The following is a 19821-nucleotide window of genomic DNA, read 5'->3' on the forward strand; positions in this document are numbered from 1 at the left end:
TCAAAAGCCGATGAAGACCGGGCCGAAACCATCCACGAATTGCCGGATGAGGGCCGCGACCGACAGGTAAAGCATGAAAATGCCGCCCGCGAGAATGAAGGGCGTCGATATGAAGAAGACCGGGATCTGCGGCGCAAGCTTGTTGATGAGGCCAACCGCGACGTTGAACATCAGGCCGTAAATCACGAAGGGGCTGGCGAGCCGCAGCATGATGGAGAAGGAGGCCCTGAGCGTATCAGTCAGCGTAATCAGCATCTTCTGGCCGCTGATGAGCGCGCCGACCGGTGTGGCGGTGTAGGAATCCACCAGCGCCTTGAGGACGATGTGGTGGAAATCGAATATGAACAGCACCAGCAGGCCGCCCAAGGTGATGAAGTTGGATATCTGGTTTTCCTGCACGTCTTCGATGACATCAGCACCGCCAGGCGCACTGAGGCCAATGGAAGCGCCGATGAGCGCGCCGGTAAACTGAAAACCCAGCGTGTAGAACCGCGCGATCAGGCCATACATCGAACCGATGACGACCTCGGTGAAGATGAGACCGACGACCGTGCCCTGGCTTGCGCCGGAGACTTTCGGATAGATCGTGTCCCATAGCACCGGCAGAAGCGCCATGGATACCGCGACGCACAGAAGCATGCGAATCTGCGGCGAGATGCGCGAACTGGAAAAGCCCGGCATGGTCATGAAACAGGCGCCGATACGGCAAATAGCAAGGAACAATGCGATAATTGTCCCTTGCGGGTCGGTTATCATGAAATGGCGCCCAGAATCTTGATCTCGAGACCCTTGGCAAGTTCCACATGCGAAAGAACCGGCAGGGTCGCAAAGAGTCGCTCGATAATCATGCGCACATAGGACCGCGTTTCCGGTGAGGTTACAAGGACAAAGGGCAGGCCGCGATCCATGAATTCACGGATAACTTTCGAGGCCTGCTCCGAAAACTCCTCGAGATGGCGGGGATCGATGTCGAATTCGACGATTTCGCCCTTCTGGTCACGCTTGAGCGCCTGATGGAAAACCATGTCCCACTTGTTGCCGAGACGCAGGACACGCAACACGCCATTGTCGGCAAGATCGCCGCAGAGCTGCTGCGACATGCGCACCCGCACGTGTTCGACGATCTGCTCGGTCTTGCGCACATGCGGCGCGAGTTCGGCGACGGCTTCGAGAATGAGATGCAGGTTGCGGATCGACACGCGCTCGGCGAGCAGCAGTTTCAGCACCGCCTGCAGGCCGGAATAGGACATGTGCGACGAGCAAATCTCGTCGGCCAGCTTCTTGTATTCGGGATCAAGCCTGTCGATGAGGATTTTGACGTCCTTATAGGACAGGAGCTGCGGCAGGTTGTTGCGGATGACTTCGCTCAGATGCGTCAGCACCACCGAGACGTTGTCGATCGGGTGGAAACCTTCGCGCTTCAGATCCTCGGTGAAGGTTTCGAGGATGGAGACGGCGGGCATGCCGAAAGCGGGTTCGCGGATTTCGTCGCCCGGAATGCTCGGCTTGCGCCCTGCACCCGTCACGACAAGAACATCGCCGACGCGCAGGCTGCTGGAGGCGATGGTCGTGCCGTGGACGCGGATCTGATAGGCCTTTTCCGGGATCATGATGTCGTCGGCGACCTTGATCTCGGGCACCACGAAACCGTATTGGCTCGCGAATTTCTTGCGCATCTTGCCGACGCGGAAAGCCAGCTCCTGATGCGCGCCGAGAAGACGGGTGGAAACCTGCTTGCCGAGCGCCAATTCGATCTCGGCCGTCTTCAGCACCTGCTTGACCGAATCCTTTTCCGCCTCGGTGGTCTGGAGAACCTTGTTCTCCTCTTCCTGACGCCGCAGCGCGCTTTCGGCTTCCGCCTGGCGTGGAATATACCAGCTGCCGAAGGCCATGATGCCGCCGAGGAAGATGAAGGGCAGGAAGGGAAGGCCCGGAATGACGGCGAGCAGTCCCATCAACATGGCCGAGACCATCAGCGCGCGCGGATAACCACTCAGCTGATTGACGACCGCCTGATCCGTCGAGCCGGCGGTGCCGCCGCGTGATACCAGAAGGCCGGCGGCGAGCGATACGATCAGGGCCGGGATCTGCGAGACGATACCATCACCGACCGAAAGCTTGACGAAGACGTCGGCCGCTTCGCCGATCGGCATGCCGTGGCGGAAATAACCGATGATGATGCCGCCGAAAATATTGATCGCGGTGATGATGAGACCGGCGATCGCGTCGCCGCGCACGAATTTCGAGGCACCGTCCATCGAACCGAAGAAGGAGCTTTCCTCTTCCAGTTCGCGGCGGCGGCGCTGCGCTTCCTTTTCGTCGATGATGCCAGCGGACAGATCCGCATCGATCGACATCTGCTTGCCGGGGATGGCGTCGAGCGTGAAGCGGGCGCCGACTTCGGCGATACGCGTTGCGCCCTTGGTGATGACGATGAAGTTGACGGTGATCAGGATCAGAAAGACGATGAGACCGATGACGAAGTCGCCGGACATGACGAGGCTGGAGAAGCCCGCGATCACGCCTCCGGCCGCCGTCGGCCCCTCATTGCCGTGGGACAGGATGACACGCGTCGTCGCAATGTTCAGCGACAGGCGGATCATGGTCGCGATCAGCAGCACGGTAGGGAAAGACGAGAAATCCAGCGGCCGCTGAATCCAGAGCGCCACCATGAGGATGAGCACCGAAAGCGCAATCGAAAACGCCAGGCCAATATCCACCAGAATGACCGGAATGGGCAGGAAGAGAACGCAGAGGATCGCCACAATGCCCAATGCGAAACCGATGTCTCGCATGCTCGGACTTACCTTGGGCAAGGAGATGACTGGTGGTTGCGCCATAAAATCGTCCTGTCTCTTCATGAGAAGGGCGACGGAAAAGCCGCCGCACGGTTCCGCGGCACCGGTTCTCGAAAAGCGAACGCAATTCGGCCCGATGCTTCAGCCTATCCCTAGCCGCCGAAGCTTGCGCGAAGGTGGCATCCATAGCGGACGGGCGTCAGAAGCCAGATTGAATGCGGGAAAAGACGAGATTGGAAAAGAGCGATATCTGCGCGCCCACGAAGGGGGCGGCGACACCGAGGACAAGCATGATCGTGACGATCTTGGGAACGAAGGTCAGCGTCATTTCCTGAACCTGGGTCAGGGCCTGAATGAAGGCAATGACGACACCGACGATCATGGCGGCGAGAACCGCCGGACCGGCCGCGACGAGAACCGTCCAGACTGCCGCCTGCATGATATCAAGCGCATCGGCCTCGTTCATCGTCGCATCCTTATTCCGGAAAGGCGGCGTCATGCCGCCTCTTCAATATCAGGAACCAGCCGGCTTATTCGAATCGGTCCCACCATCAGCTGTACTCTTGATTGGACCATTCGAGAAGGTCACGCCGGCCTGCAGCAGTACCTTGTCACCAGCTTCGGTGATGGCGACAACGCCGTCCGAATAGACCTGCACTTCCTTGACCACGCCGGTGACCTTGTCGTCGGAGCTCATGACGGTCTTGCCGACGAGATCGGACGCGCGCGTCAGGGCTTCCGCCTGCAGCATGCTCTTCAGGTGGGTGTTGGTCTTGATGGTCTGCTCGACCTGCGAGAAGCTTGCCAGCTGCGACATCTGCTGACCCGCATCCATCGGGCTGGTCGGATCCTGGTTCTTCATCTGGGCGATGAGGAGTTTCAGGAAGCTGTCATAGTTCAGCGAGGCCGCGTTCTTGTCACTGCTGCTCGCCCCGGCATTCGCCCAGGGGTTTGCCGCTGCCGCATTGACTGCATCTACCGCCATGGTGCGATCTCCTTGCGAATCTGTTCGATCGTTGCCGGGGTCATTTCCTGATTGTTGAGGATTTTTTCCTCGATCGGATAAAGACCGCGAATAGCCTTGAGCGCTTCGAAAGCCTTGCCTGACGCAACCAGCCCGTCGATCCGCTTGAGTTCCGCCAGAACCTCGTCATGCTGGAAGCAATTCAGCAGCATGCTGACCGACTTGCGGAACATGTTGGTCGACTGATCGCGCCCTTCCGGGTTGATGAGGATCATCTGCGCGATGAAATAAAGCTGTCTGAGCGGCGTCGTCGCCTGGTCGGGCTGCAGAACGTGGTTTTCAAGCAGGAACGTGACATCGTTCAGGAATTCAAGCGCCACCTTGCGATCCACACGCAGAACCGCGCCGTTGATGAAAATCTTTTCGCCCGATTTCAGCGAAATTCGAAGTGTACTTTTCATTTCAGTCCATCCCTGATGATGGTTGTCACGTCAATTATGCCCTGGAAATTCGTCGACTGACGTTTCCGGATCAGTTCGCACTCTTTCAAAATCCAGATCGCGATGGAGATCAGATTGGCTCTGAGTTCCATGGCCAGCTGGTTGTCGGGTTGCTTGAGATCCTCAATGAAGCGGATCCAGACCCGTCGAGTGTAAAAAAGTGCTTCGATCGTGGGCCGCTGCGAGGAGGAGTCCCTTGCCTCCACCAGAAGGTCGATCGATTTGGTCAACGCCTGCCGCTCGCGATCTTTCGCGTTGGCGACACCATCCTCCATGATTTCGGCGTAGGAAAACTGGTACATTCATGTATCCTTTATCTGCCGCCACCTCTGTTCATCAGAGGTAGTTTACCAGACTCATTTTTTGCAGACGCGACGTGAGGCTGTATGCGATTTCAATCTGCTGCTGCAGCAGATCGAGACGGGTCTTCGCCTCGTAGGTATCGATCCCCTCAATATCCAGCAGATGCGTTTCGATGATCTTCTTCTGGGCCTCCAGCGAATCATTGGCTTTCGAGACACGGCTTTCGGAAAGACCGAGCTGGCTTTGCTGCTGGTTCAGACCGTTGATGGCGGTGCCGATATTGGTCACCGACTTCATCGCCACCATTTCGCGGATGCCGCTGTCCACCTTCGCGTCGAGGAAGGTCATGGACGTCATCGCGGTCAATGCGAAATAACGCATGCCCTGCGAATTGCTGTTGCTCGACGTTTCGACAACCTCGTTCTGGCTGATGCGGCTCGTCATGTTGGTGTCGCTCGCCTTCGAACCGAAGGTCGTCCAGAAATCATAGTTCTGGCCGGCCGTCAGGCTGCTATGCGGCGGGTTCGTGACCGTGGTCGTGCCGTTGAACACGCCTTCGATATGGGTCATGAACGCTTCGACCTGCGGTTTCGACAGGCTGGCGAAATCACCCACCGGCGGCGTCTGCGCCGCCATGAATGCGTTCAGCTCCGTCTCATAGGCTTCCTTCAGCGGAGATCCATCCGCGAAATAGTCATCGACAGGCTTCACATCCGTATTGATGCCGGAGAACAGATACTCGCCATTGACCGCTGTATTGGCGAAGCTGGTGAAGTTGTTGAACGCATTCGAGATGGTCTGGGCGACCGTCGACAGCGTCGGTGCTTCACTGCTGGTATTGGGGACCAGAACCTTCTGAATCTCCTGCGCGGCCTTCGCCATGCCGTCCAGCGCCGTCTGCGAGGATTTGAGGCGTTGCGTTGCAATCGAATTGACGCTGACCAGCGAGGTAATGCGGTCGATATCGCGATTGAGATCGAGGCTGCGGGCGGTATTGGCGCCCAGCGTCACGCCGAGATCGGCATGCTTGCCCGTCGTCAGCTCGGTATTGAGATTGGTCATCTCAAGCTGAGCCTTGAGGATGGTGCTGCGCATGCTGTTCTGCATCGCCAGCGATGAAATGAATGACGTTTTCATCGTTTACCTCACCATGTCCATCAAGGACTTGAGCATTTCATCAACGGTCGTCACCAGTTTGGTCGCGGCCTTGTAAGATTGCTCGATATCCATGAGCAGTGACAGTTCCTCGTCCAGGCTGACCGCCGTGCTGTTCGAATAGGAAGTGGCCGAGCGCTCATAAAGCGCGCTTTTCGCTTCGTTTGCCGAAGTCGCGCCGGAACGTTCCTGTTCGAGCCACCCCATCGAGTTGGTGCCGTATTTCAGGATGCTGGTATTCGTATCGATACGTGTCGACGCGGCAAAATTCATGGGCGCGTCAAAAGCAGTGACATAGCTGCGGATCAGGGCGGAGAAACCGGTTCCACCCGATGTTGCGGTATTGATCACGTAATCGGTACCGTTGATACCGCCGTCACGCAACAATTCCGGATTGCCACCTTTGGAAATAATTAACGCCGGGTTGACGGTAATGCTGGCCGCGAGCCCCGGAGAGACAGTTCCGTCCGGCGGAATTGTCGTCGCCAACGGCGAACCGTAGGTGAAGAGGCCAGGCATGTCTGGCAGACCGCTGGTCGGGTCCGCGGGCTTTTCCGCAAACATGGTGATGAGGCCGCGCGCGATTTCGTCGAGCTGGCTCTGCATCGTCGGCGCCAGATCATCACGCACCTGCATCAGGCCCTGAAGCGATCCTTCCGCCGTTGTGTTGCTGCCGCTGCCCGCCTTCAGCGCTACGCCATCGACATAAATGGCGTTGCCCGTGGTCGTCGCATCGTAGCCCGGCTGCGTCTTGAAGGTCACGCTGCGCGGCACGATCTCGAACAGCGTCGCACCGTCAGTCGTATAAAGCGCCACATCGTTGTTGGGGCGATTGACGACATTGATGCCGATGATGGAGGAAATGTCCTTCAGAAGCGCTTCGCGCTGATCGAGAGCGTCGCTCGGATCGCCGCCGATCGCCGTCTGCGCCTTGACCTCGTTATTGGCTTCCTCGAACTTCGCGAGCAGCCCGTTCAGCTTGTCGACCTGGAGGGAGATTTCCTTGTCGGCGCGCAGACGCATCGCCTGCAATTCGCTCGAAGCCTTGTTCAGGGAACTGGCGACATCCGTGGCCGAGGTGACGGCCGTCGCCGCCAGAGCGGCATCGCTCGGCTTGGCCGCGTAAGCGTCCAGGCTTTTCAGCAGTTCCTTCATATAGGTGGCCGGCGAACTCTCGTAATCGTTGCCGCCGAAAACGCTCTTCATTTCCTGAAGGCCATTGAGCACGGTGCTCTGGCCGGAAGCAAGAGAAGAGCTGGAGATTGTCTGCCTGAGAAGACTTTCATTCTGGGCACGACCGTTGGAGACGATACTCGCTCCAGCCATGGTCGTGCCGAGAATGGCGGTTCGCTTGACGTAGTTCGCATTGCCGACATTGGCAATGTTTTTCGAGGTAACGTCCGTCTGCTTACCTGTATTATTGAAAATCGACTGCGCAGTATTCATTGCTGACGTGAGCGACATTCATCTGTCCTCGTGAGAAGTATTATCTCTTCAGATTGATCAGGACGTCCATCAAATCCGATCCAGTCTGGAAGACTTTCGAATTCGCTGTATAGATACGCTGGGATTCAATCATGTCGGTGAGTTCGCTGGCGATATCGACGTTCGACCCTTCCAGCGCACCCTTCTGGATGTAACCGAAGCTACCCGTCTGCGCGAAGCCGATGGTGACAACACCCGACTCGTTGCTCGGCAGATAGACGTTACCGTTCTGCGGGCTGAGGTTGTCGACGCTCGGCACCGTGGCCAATGCCAGCTGGTAGATATTGCGGCGACCGCCATCCTGATAGACCGCCGTTACCAGGCCGTCCTTGCCAATTTCGACGTCCTTGATCTGGCTCGGACCGTTGCCATCGAGAACTGCAGTACCGGGCGTAAACTTGGTCGAGAACTGCGTCATTTCAGACAGGTCGATGTTGATCGCCTGCGCCACGCCGCTGACCTGGTCATTGATCGTAATCGATTTATCCGAGGTGGGGGTGAGCTTGTTGGTAGCAGGATCGAATGTCAGCTCGACTTTCTCCTGAACAAGGTCAGTTATTGGCGTTGCCGTGTAGGGGAATCCGCCATTCGTCGACTGGTCCTGGCGGTAAACCGCCACTTCCCACGTATTGTCGTCAGTCTTGGTGTAGTAGAAATCGTAAAGTACCTTCGCACCGCCGCTATCGAATGCCGTCAACGAGGTCTTGTTGCCGAACGTCGCAGTTGCGGAGTTGGTGCCCGGAAGCGATGCCGCGGCCACAGCCGTATCGCCACGGTTAAGATTGGCCGGGAAGCTGCCCTGCGTGGAGGGCGATGCCGTCAGGCCGAAATTATTGACATTGATGGCTTCAAGACCCGTGAAGCCATTGACGACGGCCGCCGGCGGGTTGGAACCATAGGGGTAACCCATCAGTTGGAAGCCGGCCGCGTTTTCCAGGTACCCTTCCGAATTCTTCTGGAACGAACCGGCGCGCGTCAGGTAAGGCGTGCCCGATCCATCCTGAACCACGAAGAAGCCGTTGCCCTGAATGGCAAGGTCGGTGCTCGAGGTGGTGTAGGAGAGGTTTCCCTGCTCCGAAATGCTGTAGCGAACATTGGACTGTACGCCGCCCGAGGCGTAGCTGCCCGATGAGGAGGGCAGAACGAGCGAGGAGAACGACGTGGATGCACGCTTGTAACCGGTGGTGCTTGCGTTGGCGATGTTGTCGCCCACGGTCCCCAGCTTGTTCGCCTGCGCATTCATGCCGGACACACCGGTTCGCATAGTGCCGAAAATACTCATTCAAAAACCCTCGTGGTCATCTTTCAGGGAGAAGGTAAAGCGTTTGGCTTGCGTGAAGCTGTCGGAAATACCGCGTTTGAAAAAGACCACGCGGGTCAATGAAAATCATTGCCAATCAATGCTGTAGCCGAGGAACCGCTTGGAATCGACCGGATCGTAGCCAAGCTTCTTGCGCAGCTTCTTGCGCAGCTTGCTGATATGGCTTTCGACAACGTTTTCTTCGACGTCGTCATCAAAGATGCCGTAGATGGCATTGAAAATCTGCGCCTTGGAAACGCGGCGTCCGCGATTGGCGATCAAATATTCGAGGATACGACGCTCGCGGCGCGGCAAGGGAAATACCTCGCCACCCACTTCGGGGTCGCGGCCGTCGGAGAAAACCCGAATCGGCCCCGCATCTGTGAAGTTCGAGATGACCTGCAGCCGGCGGCGGATAGCCGCCGCACGTGCAAGGATTTCACGGGGATGAACCGGCTTGCGCACGACGTCGTCGACGCCGCTGTCGAACAGCGCCAGCGTGGATTCCAGCGAGGGTTGGTCGCTGACCGCGATGACAGGCGCCGTCGTGCGATCCCTGATCGCCTTCGGCAAAGCAAAGCTCCGGTCGCCCTGGCCAATCAGGAAGGCTTCCACAGCCGCCAGATCGCTTTCCGCCGCCGTCGAGACCCACTCCCCGAATTCGACCGGATCGAACCCGGTCGAGGGAATGCCCTCACGCCCAAATAGAGATGTATAGCCGTCTTTAACGAGCTCGCGCTCATCAACCACTACGATCATTCGTCCGCCTCCGAATCAGTGTGGTGTTTTCCAATGAGGCATTGGTACGAATCGGGGGATTCAGCGACAACTGTAGGAAATCATCGATAGTTATTAATAATTGATTAACCATTTTGTGCCGATTTGATCTATATATAGTGGGTATTAACCATATATGGCACAAAATTTTTGTGTAGAAATTTCAAAATTCCGAAAAAACCGCTTGAAATGCCTTTTTTCGATCAATCTATCGCCACATTTCGAAATACGAGTCCTGCGGTGCCTAAAAGCAATTTCAGGTTGTCATCCGTCGCAGAAATTTTTCGCGTTGGGAGTCCATTTCCCGTAGCCCGTCGCCACCAGATTGGCGATGACGCGGCAGACATATTTCTTCTGCGCCGGGTCATTGTTGGGGCCGGCGTGATAACGGGCGACCGCCATGGTCCAGGTTTCATGCCTGTTGTGAAGGTTGCGAAGGAACATGGCGGCATATTCCACATTGCGACGCGGATCGAACATTTCCCGCGGGGATGAGAAGTTTTCGCCGTGGAAATAATGATTTATCTGCATGCAGCCGAGGTCGATCAGCTTGGCGCCGTTGCGCTTCGCCGCCTCGAAAGTCATCAGGGCTTCCTCGGTGGAGGTCGCAAATACCGGTTTTCCCTCGATATTCATGGCATTGGGGTCGAGCCTCCCCTTGCGGCCCGTCTCGGTCAGGCCCACCGAATAGAGAATTCCCTCCGGCACGCCATATTTGCGTGCCGCCGACTGGATCTCTCTTTCACAGACGCCTGATGTCGCCGAGGCCGACGCGTTTTCAGAGGTAGACGCCATTGTCAGCAGAAGAACGGGCAGAGCCAGGAGCGCCATCCATGCCTTCATTATGCACCCCCAAATTATCGCCATTGCCTTGCCGACTGCCCCGTGCTCCGGACTCGTCACGGTTGCGCCCGGCGGCGGCCTGCTGGCCCTGCTGCTGCGCCTGCTGATTTTGCTGATTGTTGCCCTGTGTGCCCGTTTGGTCACTCTTGTCGGAAGAAGCGATGCTGATGGTGATGTTATCGACCGTCAGACCCTGCGCCTTGAGACCCTCAAGGATGTTCTTGCTGTCGTCCTGAAGCTTTTTATAGGCTGCAACGCTCTCCACCGTCATGTGAACGGCAAGCTCGTCACCGGCAAGACGCAGCGACATCGTCACCGATCCGAGCTCGATCGGCGTCATGTGCAGCTTCAGCGTATGCACGACCTTGCCGGTGCTGCTCTGGGCCGCCGCATTGGAAAGCGACGAGCCGGGCTGCATGGCGCTCACCCATTCCGGATCATTGACGATCAGGCCGGTCAGGGCCGAAGCGTTGGTCGAAGGCGCCAGACCGATGAAACGCCGCGAATCGAGGACCGTGATGGTATCTGCCGCTTTGCCGGTGCTTTCCCGTGCATCGAACTCGACACGGCCCTCACGCTGCACCGTGCTCATATCGAGAGCCCGGGCCGCGCCCGAACGCGGAGACGAGAAACGGAATGCCGAGGCATCGCCTTCGTTTTCGGAAGCCGAACCCGCCTCGTTACCGGCAGGTGCAATGCCTGTCGGCGTGTCCTTGACCAGATGCTCGGCCTTGCCCCGGACAGGTTCAACCCGGTCTGATTTCACCGTGTCGGTCTTGCCGGCAATCGCCTGTGCAATTTCCTCAAGCGGCGTCTTGGCTGTCGCCACATCGGCGGCGTTGGCCACAACCAGCTGCAGTTCCGCCAGCTTTGGATCGATCACATCGGCTACCGTCTCGGCGTCCTTGTCGGTGTCGTCCTTGAGCTTCTTGCCGGTTTTGCCGTTATCGGGTGTGCGGGCCGTTTTCACGGCGTTCTGAAACTCGGCCAAGGTCTCATGGGCACGACCTTCGCCGGCATGCTCGTTGACGATCGCATTCAGAAAGGTTGCGGGCCGCTTGACCGGGACATCCATCTTTTCCGCCTCGCTATCAGCCTGTGCCTGCTGTTCTTCAGCCGGGTTCTTGTCCTGCTGATGCCGCGAATGCAGCGCCTGCGGCGGCCGCTCGTCCCGGACCGTGGAAAGGGCATCGCCGAAACTGCCGCCCTTGGCGTCGTCCCTGACGCTGGCGCTGCCGGCGCGCGGATCGGATGGTGGCGCATTCATTATCGCGTTGATGGTTGCGTCGATCATGGTGCCCCCTCGCCTTTCTTCAACAGGCTGTCGATTTCATCGAGCTTGCTACGGCCGCTCGTCACGAGTTGCCGGACGTTATCGCCCTCATCGTCAGCCTTCTGGGTTTCGACCCGCCATATGCTCTTTGCATCAGCAGCGGTCGCCTCGTTTTCGGGCGCATTCCGCCCGGTATCCTTCGTGGCCGCAGTGTCTGCACCGACACCGGACTGCAGGGAAGGAGGACGAACCACCTGCTCTGCAATCGCCCTTGCCGCCTCCCGCAGGGCCCTGTCCCGATCCGAAAGCTGCGCTTCGGGGATTTGCCCGATTGTCTCGATCGCGCTCACCACATCTGGTGTGCCGATGTTGGAAAGGCTTTCATAGAGATTTGCCTGGACTTCAGGCTCACCCGGCAGCGACGGAGACAGCGCCTTCGCCTTCAACGCCGCCATACGCGCCAGCGAATCCTTGCCGCTGATCGCCGCGAGGCGAGAAAGGCGCAGATAGGCTTCCTTCTGCCTCTCGGTATCCATCATGGCGAAGGTTTCCTGTATCGCCTCCTCACCGATGGAATCGGCGCGTTTGACCACCAGCGAGACCAGAAGGTCGGCAAACTGGCTGGCATAGGGCGAATGCAGGAAGCGCCGCGCATAACGCTGCGCATAGTCGACGCCGCGCGCAGCATCGCCGTCTTCAACCGCGATAGCGAGCGAGCGGCGCAATGCCGCCTCCTCAACGATTGTGCCGGGCGCTTCGAGCCGGGCTATGTCGTAAAAGCCGAGTGCAGCCAGCGGATCGCGCGGTATCGTCACATTGCCGCCGATCAGCGCCAGATAGGCGCCAATCCGCTTGCCGCGATATTCAGGCACCATGGCCGCGATGCTCTGTGCGACCAGCGTTCCCTTGCCGGACAGGTATTTGCGCAGGATATCGGCAACGCGGCTATCGAAATTGCCATCCACATCACGCGCGACCAGCAATTCCAGCGTCGCCGGGTTGCCGCCGCTCATCGCATAGATGAGCGCCGCATCGACATTGCGCGGATCCTTGAAGATCGCCGAGGGCGCGCTCTTCAGCCGCTCATCGATCGTCTGCAGCAGAAACCGCTGCATTTCAGCGGCGGAATGGTCGCCCATGGCCACCGAATCCTGCACGAACTGCAGGGAGCGCAGCATGGCATAGGGCATCAGATTGTCCTGCGACTGCGAAAACGCCTTGCTCGGCTCGGAGCCGAGACCGCAAAGCGTCGCCGCAAGAAGAAGCCAGCGTTTCGAGGTTTTCGTCACACTCACCCCCGATCGGCCTCAAGCAGAATTTCGATGCGGCGGTTGGCGTCTGCCAGAGGGTCCGCCGGCACCTGCAATCTGCGGTCCGCGAAACCCGAGACCTGCTTTACCCGCTCTTCCGACAGGCCGCCGCGCACCAGCATGTAATAGGCGCTGTGCGCACGGTCCATGGAGAGCCGCCAGTTGTCATTGGCCTCGCCCTTGAACTGCCGTCCGTCGGTATGGCCGCGGATCACCACGCTGCCGCCCCGCTCCTGAAGCAGTTTGCCGATTTTTTCCATGGCCAGAACCATTTCACGCCGGGGAACAGCCGATCCGATATTGAACATCGGCGTTTCCGTCTGGTCGGAAATGGTGAGCAGCAACCCGCCTTCGGCCGGCGTCACCACCAGACCTTCGGAAAGCTTGCCGGTAATGCCTGAGATCTGCTTCTCGATTTCCTCGCGCAGGGTATCGGCCTTTTCCCACTCGGCATCGCTGGCCTTTTGCTGCTCCGGCTTGGGCTGAGAAAGCGCTGCCTGCTCTGCGGCATCCGGACGCTGCTGCGGCACCACGGCGGCGACTTCCATCGGCTTGCCGTCTTCCGCCTTTTCGGCCGGTGTCTCGGACGACTTAAGCGCGACCGCCTGAGCGTTTTCGGCCGCATCCTCCTGTTTGTTCTCGGCGAGCTGCTGCTGTTCAACCGGTTTCTGCGGCTGATCGGCGCGGGTGATTTTCACCTGCTGGGTCCAGAAATCGGGATCGAAGGGATCGCGATAGGCTTCGCCGCCGCTAGCGCCCGTCGCCGGGCCGGAATCGGCAGCGCCGCCCTCGCCCTTGGCGCTGACATTGGCCTGCTGCCCCACCTGCTGGGCAATTTCAGCCAGCACGGAATAGGGATTTTCGAAAAAGTCCGCTTCGGAGAAATTCGACTGCTCACCGGTCTGGGAGGTCAGGTCTTCGCCCGTCGCCGCGGCGGAACCCTTGGTGACCTTTTCAGCCTGGATGTTGGACTGGTCTTTCTTCTGGACGCCCTCTTCCTTATCGACAGGCTTTTCCAGCCCCTTGGACGAGGGTTTCTCATCGGACAGCTTGATGGGATTGAAATAGCTGGCGACCGAGGCCTTGGTTTCCTCGTTGGCGGCATTGACCAGCCACATGACGAGGAAGAACGCCATCATCGCCGTCATGAAGTCGGCATAGGCGATTTTCCACGCACCGCCATGGGCGCCATCGTGCCCGCCCTTGTGGCGCTTGACGATGATGATCTCGTTTTTGCCGTGGTGGTGGTTCTCGCCTTCACTCATTTCATCACCTTGCGAAGACTGGACGCCCAGGCGGACATGCGCGTCACGAACACGCTTTCACCCAACTCGACGGAAAGATCGATATCGGTGGTCTCGGTAAATTTCATCGTTTCTTCTTCAAAGCCCGGCTGCGTCTTCAGTCGCTCGAACAAATCTTTCGGGCCTTTCACGACAAGCGTGACCCCTTCGCCATCCGGCATGGCGGCGCGCACCACATCCGCCAGCGCCGTAACCGCCTTGAGCGACAGCTTTTCCGTCAGGAGGGGGGCAAGGATATTGGCTGTCTGTTCGCTGAGATTGGCCGCGATCGCGTCGATACCCTCGCGCAGACCACGGGACAGGGACGCCGCAATTTCTTCAAGATGGCCCGAACGCAGGGTCTCCAGCTCGGCCGCATGGGCGGCGATCAGTTCTTCCCGCTCCGCCTGCATCTTCTCGGTGATCTCGCGGGCGGCGTCTTCGCGGCCGCGGTCATAGGCCGCCTGTTTCTCGCTCTCCACGTCAACGGGGGCAAATTCGTCGAAAGCGGAAGCGCCATCGGCAAAACCGGACAGGAAATCGTTGTCGGCCAACGGGTCGCCGAAGGCCGGCGCCGCCGATTGCGGTTGCGCTTCACCGAAGTCCTTGAGAAACCGTGCAATGGACGCGCTCATGCCTGCCTCCGGCAAAACAGGAGAAAGGGGCCAGACATGTTTTGTTGCCCGCGCGAATCGCAAAAGCCTCGCCGCATTTCCAGACGGAAAACCGGGGTCCACTTTTCCTGGAAATGCTCTAAGCCGTTTGGCGGCACCACCGTCATCCTTGCTACCCTGCCCGTCTCTTCCACGTTTCCCGGCCGGATCACGCCATGCGATCCGCCCCATACTGACCCGACGTTAGGTGTTCAAACTTGTGCGAGGATGAAGGCGGGCATGATCGGCAAGCCTGCGCCCATCCATCCCCGCGCGCCCACGCCGGTCGAACCCGTTACTTGAAGAGCTGGAGGATATTTTCCGCGTTGGCATTGGCGATGGAGAGAGCCTGGATACCGAGCTGCTGCTGCGTCTGCAGCGCTTTGAGCCTGGTCGATTCCTCGTTCATGTCGGCATCGACAAGACGGCCGATGCCCTTGTCGATAACATCCATAAGGCTGGAAACGAAGTTATCCTGCATGCTGATGCGGCTCTGCAGCGAACCCAGGCTGGAAGCCGTGCTGGTCATCGCCTCAAGCTGCCCGTCGACGAAGGACATCATCATGTCGATGGCGTCGGCATCGGTATAGGTCGTGCCGCCACCGGCAAAACCGCCCATGGCTGCGGCGACAACATCGAGATTGCCGAGATTGAGGGTGGATACGGAAAACCCGAGGGAACGATCGGCGGAAGCCGTCCCGCCGCTGAGGTCGTAAAACCAGTCGTTGCTGCTGGTGTCGCGATAGGCGGGAGAAACAGTGGTGCCACCGCTCGACGGATCTGTCGCCGTCACCTTCACCCATACGTTTTCGGCAAGGCGGAGATAATTGGCGGTCCCGTCACTATAGATATTCGGATCCGTATTCGTATCCGCAGTCGCGGCATTCAGCGCGCCGATCTGCGCGTCACTGAGCTTCTCGACGACATGACCGGCGTTCGTCGCCTTACCCGCAGTCGTCGAGGTCTGAGTGACTTCATATTCCGTCTTGCTGACGAAAACGGCGTTCTTGTCGAGAATCCCGAGCTTTCCACCACTGAGGTCGAAAAGCACCGTACTGCCATCGAGCACATAATCAACGGTGGTAACGCCGACATTGCCTGCGCCCGTGCGGGTGAAGGATGCAACGACCTTTTTCGTGATCGATTCTTCAACCGGCGGCGTGCCACCGTTGCTGATGCTGGCCTGCAGCCAGTTTTCGCCCGAGAAGGAGGCCGATTCGGAGATGCTCTTCAGCTGTTCCTGAAGCTGCTTGATTTCATCCTGGATCTTGCCGCGGTCGGCGCCAACGCCGTAGGCGGCGACGAGCTTGGCCTTGATCTGCTTGACGACCTCGATCGTGCTTTCAAGCGCGTCGTAGGCGGTGTCGACCTTGGCGGCTCCCAGACCCAAAGCGTCCTGCACGGCCGAAAGCGCGTTATTGTCGGAGCGCATCGTCGTTGCAATGGACCAGTAGGCCGCGTTATCCGCCGCAGTCTCGACACGGTAGCCGGAAGACACGCGCGCCTGTGTTGTCTCGAGGCTCTTGTCGATCATGCGCAGGGTTTGCAGCGCGGCCATCGCCGCCGCATTGGTCAAAATGCTGGTCATGGGGTCCACCCAACTCAAAATTTAAGAAAAAATCCGGCGCTGTGCCGACAACGAGCAGAAGCATCATGCGAATCGGCAATGGCCTGAAGCGACCACCGCGACCTGCTGTTCGTTAACAAATCGTTAATGTGATAGGTAACAAACAACAGGACTGATTTGCAAGGCGTTCCTGCCTTTCACAGCCGGGTTTCGCATAAACCGGCAGGCTTCAGGCAAGCTCTGGTTAAAACGCACCGGAACGAGGCCGTTGCGCCCGCGATTTCGGCGGGCGCAACGGACATGACGGCAATATTCAGGGATGATCCGGTTAAGCCGCTTCGCCCTGACGGGTTGGCACGAATCGGGCAGCCGTCAGGCTTTTCCGAAGAAACTCGGTGTTTTCGTCCGGGTTTTCGGAAGGGTTCTGAAACGAGACGTGATTGATCTCAACCGCCGCATGTTCGTTGGCGAGCGTCAATCGCGCATAGACCGTGGCGCCCTTTGGCTTGAGCTCGAGATCGAGGACGATCTCCGGCGCGCCTTCCCATTCGAGCTTGTATTCGCCGCCGGCGCCGAAATTGATCGTACCGGGATGATAATAAAGCTCAGCCGCCGACGAAACGAGGTCGGCGATACTGCTGTAGCACTCAAATCTGAGCAGCGAAATCAGGTCGGCCGGGTCTAACAATCGAAGTTCGGTGGCGATCGGGTTGATCGCCTCTGCGACGATCATTTCCCGCTGTTCGGAATAGGCGGATTTTTTCATTGGTTTTATTGAACCCGTATTTTCGATGACTTCATGGCGTAAACCCGATGAACGAGCTCAGCCACAGCCTTGTAAAAGACTGGTGGAATCACACTATCTACCGAGACTTGCGCAAACATGGAGCGTGCAAGCGGAGGGTCCTCAAAAACGGGGATATTGTTTTCTTCCGCAATCTCGCGGATTTTCAATGCGATAAGGTCCTGGCCCTTGGCCACGACAACAGGTGCGTCGCCTTCTTCGCGAACATAACGCAGCGCCACCGCAAAGTGTGTGGGGTTGGCGATGACAAGCGTTGCGCGCGGCACATTGTTGATCATCCGGCGGCGGGCACGGTCGCGGGCGATGGAACGCTGGCGGGATTTGACCACGGGGTCGCCCTGCGACTGCTTGTATTCTTCCTTCACCTCATGCTTCGTCATTTTCAACTGGCTGAACCAGTGATGGCGCGTCCACAGAACGTCGACGGCAGCAAGCAGCGCGGTGGAAAGCAGAATAACGACCATCATTTTTTTGACGATCTCGACCACCCGGACGAAAATGACCTGCGGATCGGAGAACATCAGATCGATGAGGCTGTAAAAATCGCCACGCAAAGCAAAGAACATGATGACCGAGACGATCATGATCTTGAATACGGATTTGCCGAATTCCACAAAACCCTGCTTGCTGTAGATGCGCGTGAAGCCCTTCGCCGGTGAGACGCGTGACCATTGCGGACGCACCCGCTCAAGCACCGGCGACGGCAGGTTCTGGAAAAACGACGAAGCAAGCCCGAAAACCATGAACATGATCATCGCCGGCATGAGCAGATAGGCGATCGACGTGCCGAGAAAATACAACAGCGACAGGGCATCCGGCCGGGTGCTGAGGTCCCACTGTTCGGGCTGGCCGAACAGGTCCTTCAATGTGACGCCAAGGCGACCGGCGCCATCGGGCAGGAAGAAGACCAGGTAACAATAAAAAGCAAGTGAGGAGGCAAAGATCGGGACTTCACGGGAAAAGGGAAGATTGCCCTTTTCCGCCGCATCGCGGAGTTTTTTCTCCGTCGGGGCTTCTGTTTTACTGTCCTTGTCCTGATCGTCTGCCAAGGCACGTTCCCGGGATCAAAAAAAAGGGCCCGCCGATCCCGGCAGGCCGTCATCCCGAAACTAGCGTCCGTGACCGGCCATCGCAATGGCCGGTTCCGCCGTAAGGGCGGGTTATCAACCGGCTTCCGCTTAAGCGGCGGCTGGTTGCTCCTCCGCAGAGGCTTCCTTCAGCTGGATCTGGCCGGAATTGGCCAGCCGGATCGCCTCCTGCGCCACCGCGCGGCGGGCAATCGCCACTTCGCGGGTGTTGATCGAGGCCTGCGGCACCGCGAGGTCCGATTCGATCATGCGGCGCTGGCGCGGGCTGATGCTGGAGAGCACACATTCCTTGATTTCCATCGTGGCGCCGCGCAGCGCCATCGTCATGACATCGGCCGAAACATCGTTGAGCAGCAGGACGCGGCTGCGCTGCGGCATGAACATGAGATCGTCGAAGAGGAAGATCTTCGGCTTGACCTTGTTTGCGGCTTCCTTGCTGAGCGTCTCGAGAGAGCTGAGCAGCGTATCGACCTGCGGCTTGTCCAGTTCGTTCATCAGATCCGCAACCTTCGTGGAACCGCCCGCATTGCGCTCGGCCTCGATTTCATTGATGAGATTGACCACACGCTTCTCGATGATCTGGGCAGCCGTCGGGCTGACTTCCTTCATGTTGACGGTACGGTTCATGATATCGGCGCGCTGCTCTTCCGGAATGGTGAGGAGAACCTTGGCGCCGAAGGAGGAAGGCAGCATGGAGAGAATATAAGCGATGGTCTGCGGATGTTCGCGCAGCAGGAACTTGCCGACGAATTCCGGCTCGGCTTCCTGCAGGCGGTCCCAGATCGATGCTTCATAGGCCTGGAAAGCCGCGCGGCGGCCGAGAAGGCTGTCCACCTCTTCAGGGGTCAGGCCCTCTTCGAGAATGCTCTCGATCGCCTTGGCATTGTCCATCAGACCCGTTCCTTCGGTGAACAGGTCCTCGAACTCGGCTACGATCTGTGCAAGCTCATCGGGAGGAATGACGCGCAGGGTCTGGGCCGAGGAAATGATCATCTGCAGTTCGTGCTGGGTGAAAAACTTCAGCAGCTTGCCGGCGACGCCCTTGCCCATGGCAAGAAGCACCGCGGCCGCCTTGTCGGCCTGAGACAACGGCTTGCCCGCAAGGGGGTTACCGAAATCCTCGAAGTCCATCATGGTCTTTCCTCTCCGTCCCCACAGGGATCAGGCTTTTCGCGTACTCAGTACTTCAATCAATTTTACGCCGAAGCGCGTATCGTCGTCTTCCAGAACAGTTATTTCACCGCGCGCAATACGGCGGCCATTCACCATGATCTCGACCGGCTCGCCGATCTTGCGATCAAGCGCGATGGTTGCGCCCTCTTCGAGGCTCATCAGCCCCGAAACGAGCATTCTGCTGGTGCCGAGAACGATCTGGACATCGATCGGGATGTCCATGATCATTTCCATGTTTTCGGACAAGCCGCTGCCGAGCGGCGCCTTCACGCCCGCAACCTGCGGGGCGGCGGCAAAATCGTCCATCGCAAAGTCGGCCGCTCCGCCACCAAAGGCGGAAAGGTCGGTTTCGGTCGAAACCTCGTCCGTGCTTCCGAAATCGCCGAAGTCGCCAAAATCGGAGAGCGAGCCTTCCGCATCCGTCTTGAGGACGCCACGCAGATCGCCGATAGCCTGGTCGAGGTCGCCGCCGTCTTCAAACGACGGCAACGCCGCATCATCGGTCACAGGTGTTTTCTTCGTAGCCATGCGCTGATTATTCCCT

At 58.5% G+C, this 19821-nt stretch carries 20 protein-coding genes; all 20 read right to left on the bottom strand.

All coding sequences use genetic code 11. From position 1 onward, the window contains the following. The gene (gene fliR / locus V6R85_RS04895; protein WP_003503350.1) at nt 1-756 is read right to left on the bottom strand and encodes a flagellar biosynthetic protein FliR; all 756 of its coding nucleotides are present in this window, start codon (nt 754-756) and stop codon (nt 1-3) included. After that, the gene (flhA, locus tag V6R85_RS04900; protein WP_003503351.1) at nt 753-2840 is read right to left on the bottom strand and encodes a flagellar biosynthesis protein FlhA; all 2088 of its coding nucleotides are present in this window, start codon (nt 2838-2840) and stop codon (nt 753-755) included. The genes fliR and flhA overlap by 4 nt, the downstream gene beginning before the upstream one ends. A 157-nt stretch (nt 2841-2997) precedes the next feature. After that, entirely contained in the window at nt 2998-3264 is a 267-nt protein-coding gene (fliQ, locus tag V6R85_RS04905; protein ID WP_003503352.1) for a flagellar biosynthesis protein FliQ, read from the bottom strand. A 48-nt stretch (nt 3265-3312) separates the two neighbouring features. Beyond that, nucleotides 3313-3783 (bottom strand): flagellar hook assembly protein FlgD, encoded by a 471-nt coding sequence (gene flgD, locus V6R85_RS04910; RefSeq protein WP_003503359.1) that lies wholly within the window; start codon nt 3781-3783, stop codon nt 3313-3315. Beyond that, nucleotides 3774-4223 carry a flagellar biosynthesis repressor FlbT gene (flbT, locus tag V6R85_RS04915; RefSeq protein WP_003503362.1) on the bottom strand — a complete coding sequence of 150 codons (450 nt, stop codon included), beginning with the start codon at nt 4221-4223 and terminating at the stop codon, nt 3774-3776. The genes flgD and flbT overlap by 10 nt, the downstream gene beginning before the upstream one ends. Continuing rightward, nucleotides 4220-4564 carry a flagellar biosynthesis regulator FlaF gene (gene flaF / locus V6R85_RS04920; RefSeq protein WP_003503365.1) on the bottom strand — a complete coding sequence of 115 codons (345 nt, stop codon included), beginning with the start codon at nt 4562-4564 and terminating at the stop codon, nt 4220-4222. Before flaF ends, flbT begins: the two co-directional genes overlap by 4 nt. A gap of 34 nt (nt 4565-4598) precedes the next feature. After that, on the bottom strand, nt 4599-5702 hold the full coding sequence (locus V6R85_RS04925) for a flagellar hook-associated family protein (protein ID WP_020010439.1): 1104 nt from the start codon (nt 5700-5702) through the stop codon (nt 4599-4601). 3 nt (nt 5703-5705) lie between these two features. After that, entirely contained in the window at nt 5706-7184 is a 1479-nt protein-coding gene (flgK, locus tag V6R85_RS04930) for a flagellar hook-associated protein FlgK (RefSeq protein WP_003503368.1), read from the bottom strand. Nucleotides 7185-7206: 22 nt separating this feature from the next. Then, nucleotides 7207-8487, bottom strand: coding sequence for a flagellar hook protein FlgE (locus tag V6R85_RS04935; protein ID WP_003503378.1), 1281 nt, complete (start codon nt 8485-8487; stop codon nt 7207-7209). Nucleotides 8488-8592: 105 nt separating this feature from the next. Beyond that, nucleotides 8593-9264: a response regulator transcription factor gene (locus V6R85_RS04940; RefSeq protein WP_003503381.1), complete on the bottom strand. Its 672-nt coding sequence runs from the start codon at nt 9262-9264 to the stop codon at nt 8593-8595. Between the two features lie 282 nt (nt 9265-9546). Beyond that, nucleotides 9547-10113, bottom strand: coding sequence for a lytic transglycosylase domain-containing protein (locus V6R85_RS04945; protein ID WP_003503383.1), 567 nt, complete (start codon nt 10111-10113; stop codon nt 9547-9549). After that, a complete protein-coding gene (gene fliK, locus V6R85_RS04950) occupies nt 10061-11419 on the bottom strand; it encodes a flagellar hook-length control protein FliK (protein ID WP_336377024.1) in 1359 nt (452 codons plus the stop codon). The genes V6R85_RS04945 and fliK overlap by 53 nt, the downstream gene beginning before the upstream one ends. Further along, nucleotides 11416-12693, bottom strand: a complete 1278-nt coding sequence (motC, locus tag V6R85_RS04955; RefSeq protein WP_003503386.1) for a chemotaxis protein MotC — start codon at nt 12691-12693, stop codon at nt 11416-11418. Before motC ends, fliK begins: the two co-directional genes overlap by 4 nt. Then, nucleotides 12690-13973, bottom strand: a complete 1284-nt coding sequence (locus V6R85_RS04960) for a MotB family protein (protein ID WP_003503388.1) — start codon at nt 13971-13973, stop codon at nt 12690-12692. Before V6R85_RS04960 ends, motC begins: the two co-directional genes overlap by 4 nt. Further along, complete coding sequence (locus tag V6R85_RS04965; RefSeq protein ID WP_111794229.1) at nt 13970-14626, bottom strand: hypothetical protein; 657 nt, start codon at nt 14624-14626, stop codon at nt 13970-13972. The genes V6R85_RS04960 and V6R85_RS04965 overlap by 4 nt, the downstream gene beginning before the upstream one ends. Nucleotides 14627-14939: 313 nt before the next feature. Next, nucleotides 14940-16232, bottom strand: coding sequence for a flagellin N-terminal helical domain-containing protein (locus tag V6R85_RS04970; RefSeq protein WP_020812076.1), 1293 nt, complete (start codon nt 16230-16232; stop codon nt 14940-14942). A 307-nt stretch (nt 16233-16539) separates the two neighbouring features. After that, nucleotides 16540-16977, bottom strand: coding sequence for a hypothetical protein (locus V6R85_RS04975; protein WP_003503394.1), 438 nt, complete (start codon nt 16975-16977; stop codon nt 16540-16542). Nucleotides 16978-16982: 5 nt separating this feature from the next. Beyond that, nucleotides 16983-18065, bottom strand: coding sequence for a flagellar biosynthesis protein FlhB (flhB, locus tag V6R85_RS04980; protein ID WP_003503396.1), 1083 nt, complete (start codon nt 18063-18065; stop codon nt 16983-16985). 129 nt (nt 18066-18194) lie between these two features. Next, nucleotides 18195-19238 carry a flagellar motor switch protein FliG gene (gene fliG / locus V6R85_RS04985; protein ID WP_003503398.1) on the bottom strand — a complete coding sequence of 348 codons (1044 nt, stop codon included), beginning with the start codon at nt 19236-19238 and terminating at the stop codon, nt 18195-18197. A gap of 27 nt (nt 19239-19265) precedes the next feature. Continuing rightward, nucleotides 19266-19805, bottom strand: a complete 540-nt coding sequence (fliN, locus tag V6R85_RS04990) for a flagellar motor switch protein FliN (protein ID WP_003503403.1) — start codon at nt 19803-19805, stop codon at nt 19266-19268. Nucleotides 19806-19821: the final 16 nt, after the last annotated feature.

The sequence above is a fragment of the Agrobacterium sp. CCNWLW32 genome, from assembly GCF_037083425.1.
Taxonomy (GTDB): Bacteria; Pseudomonadota; Alphaproteobacteria; order Rhizobiales; family Rhizobiaceae; genus Agrobacterium; species Agrobacterium radiobacter.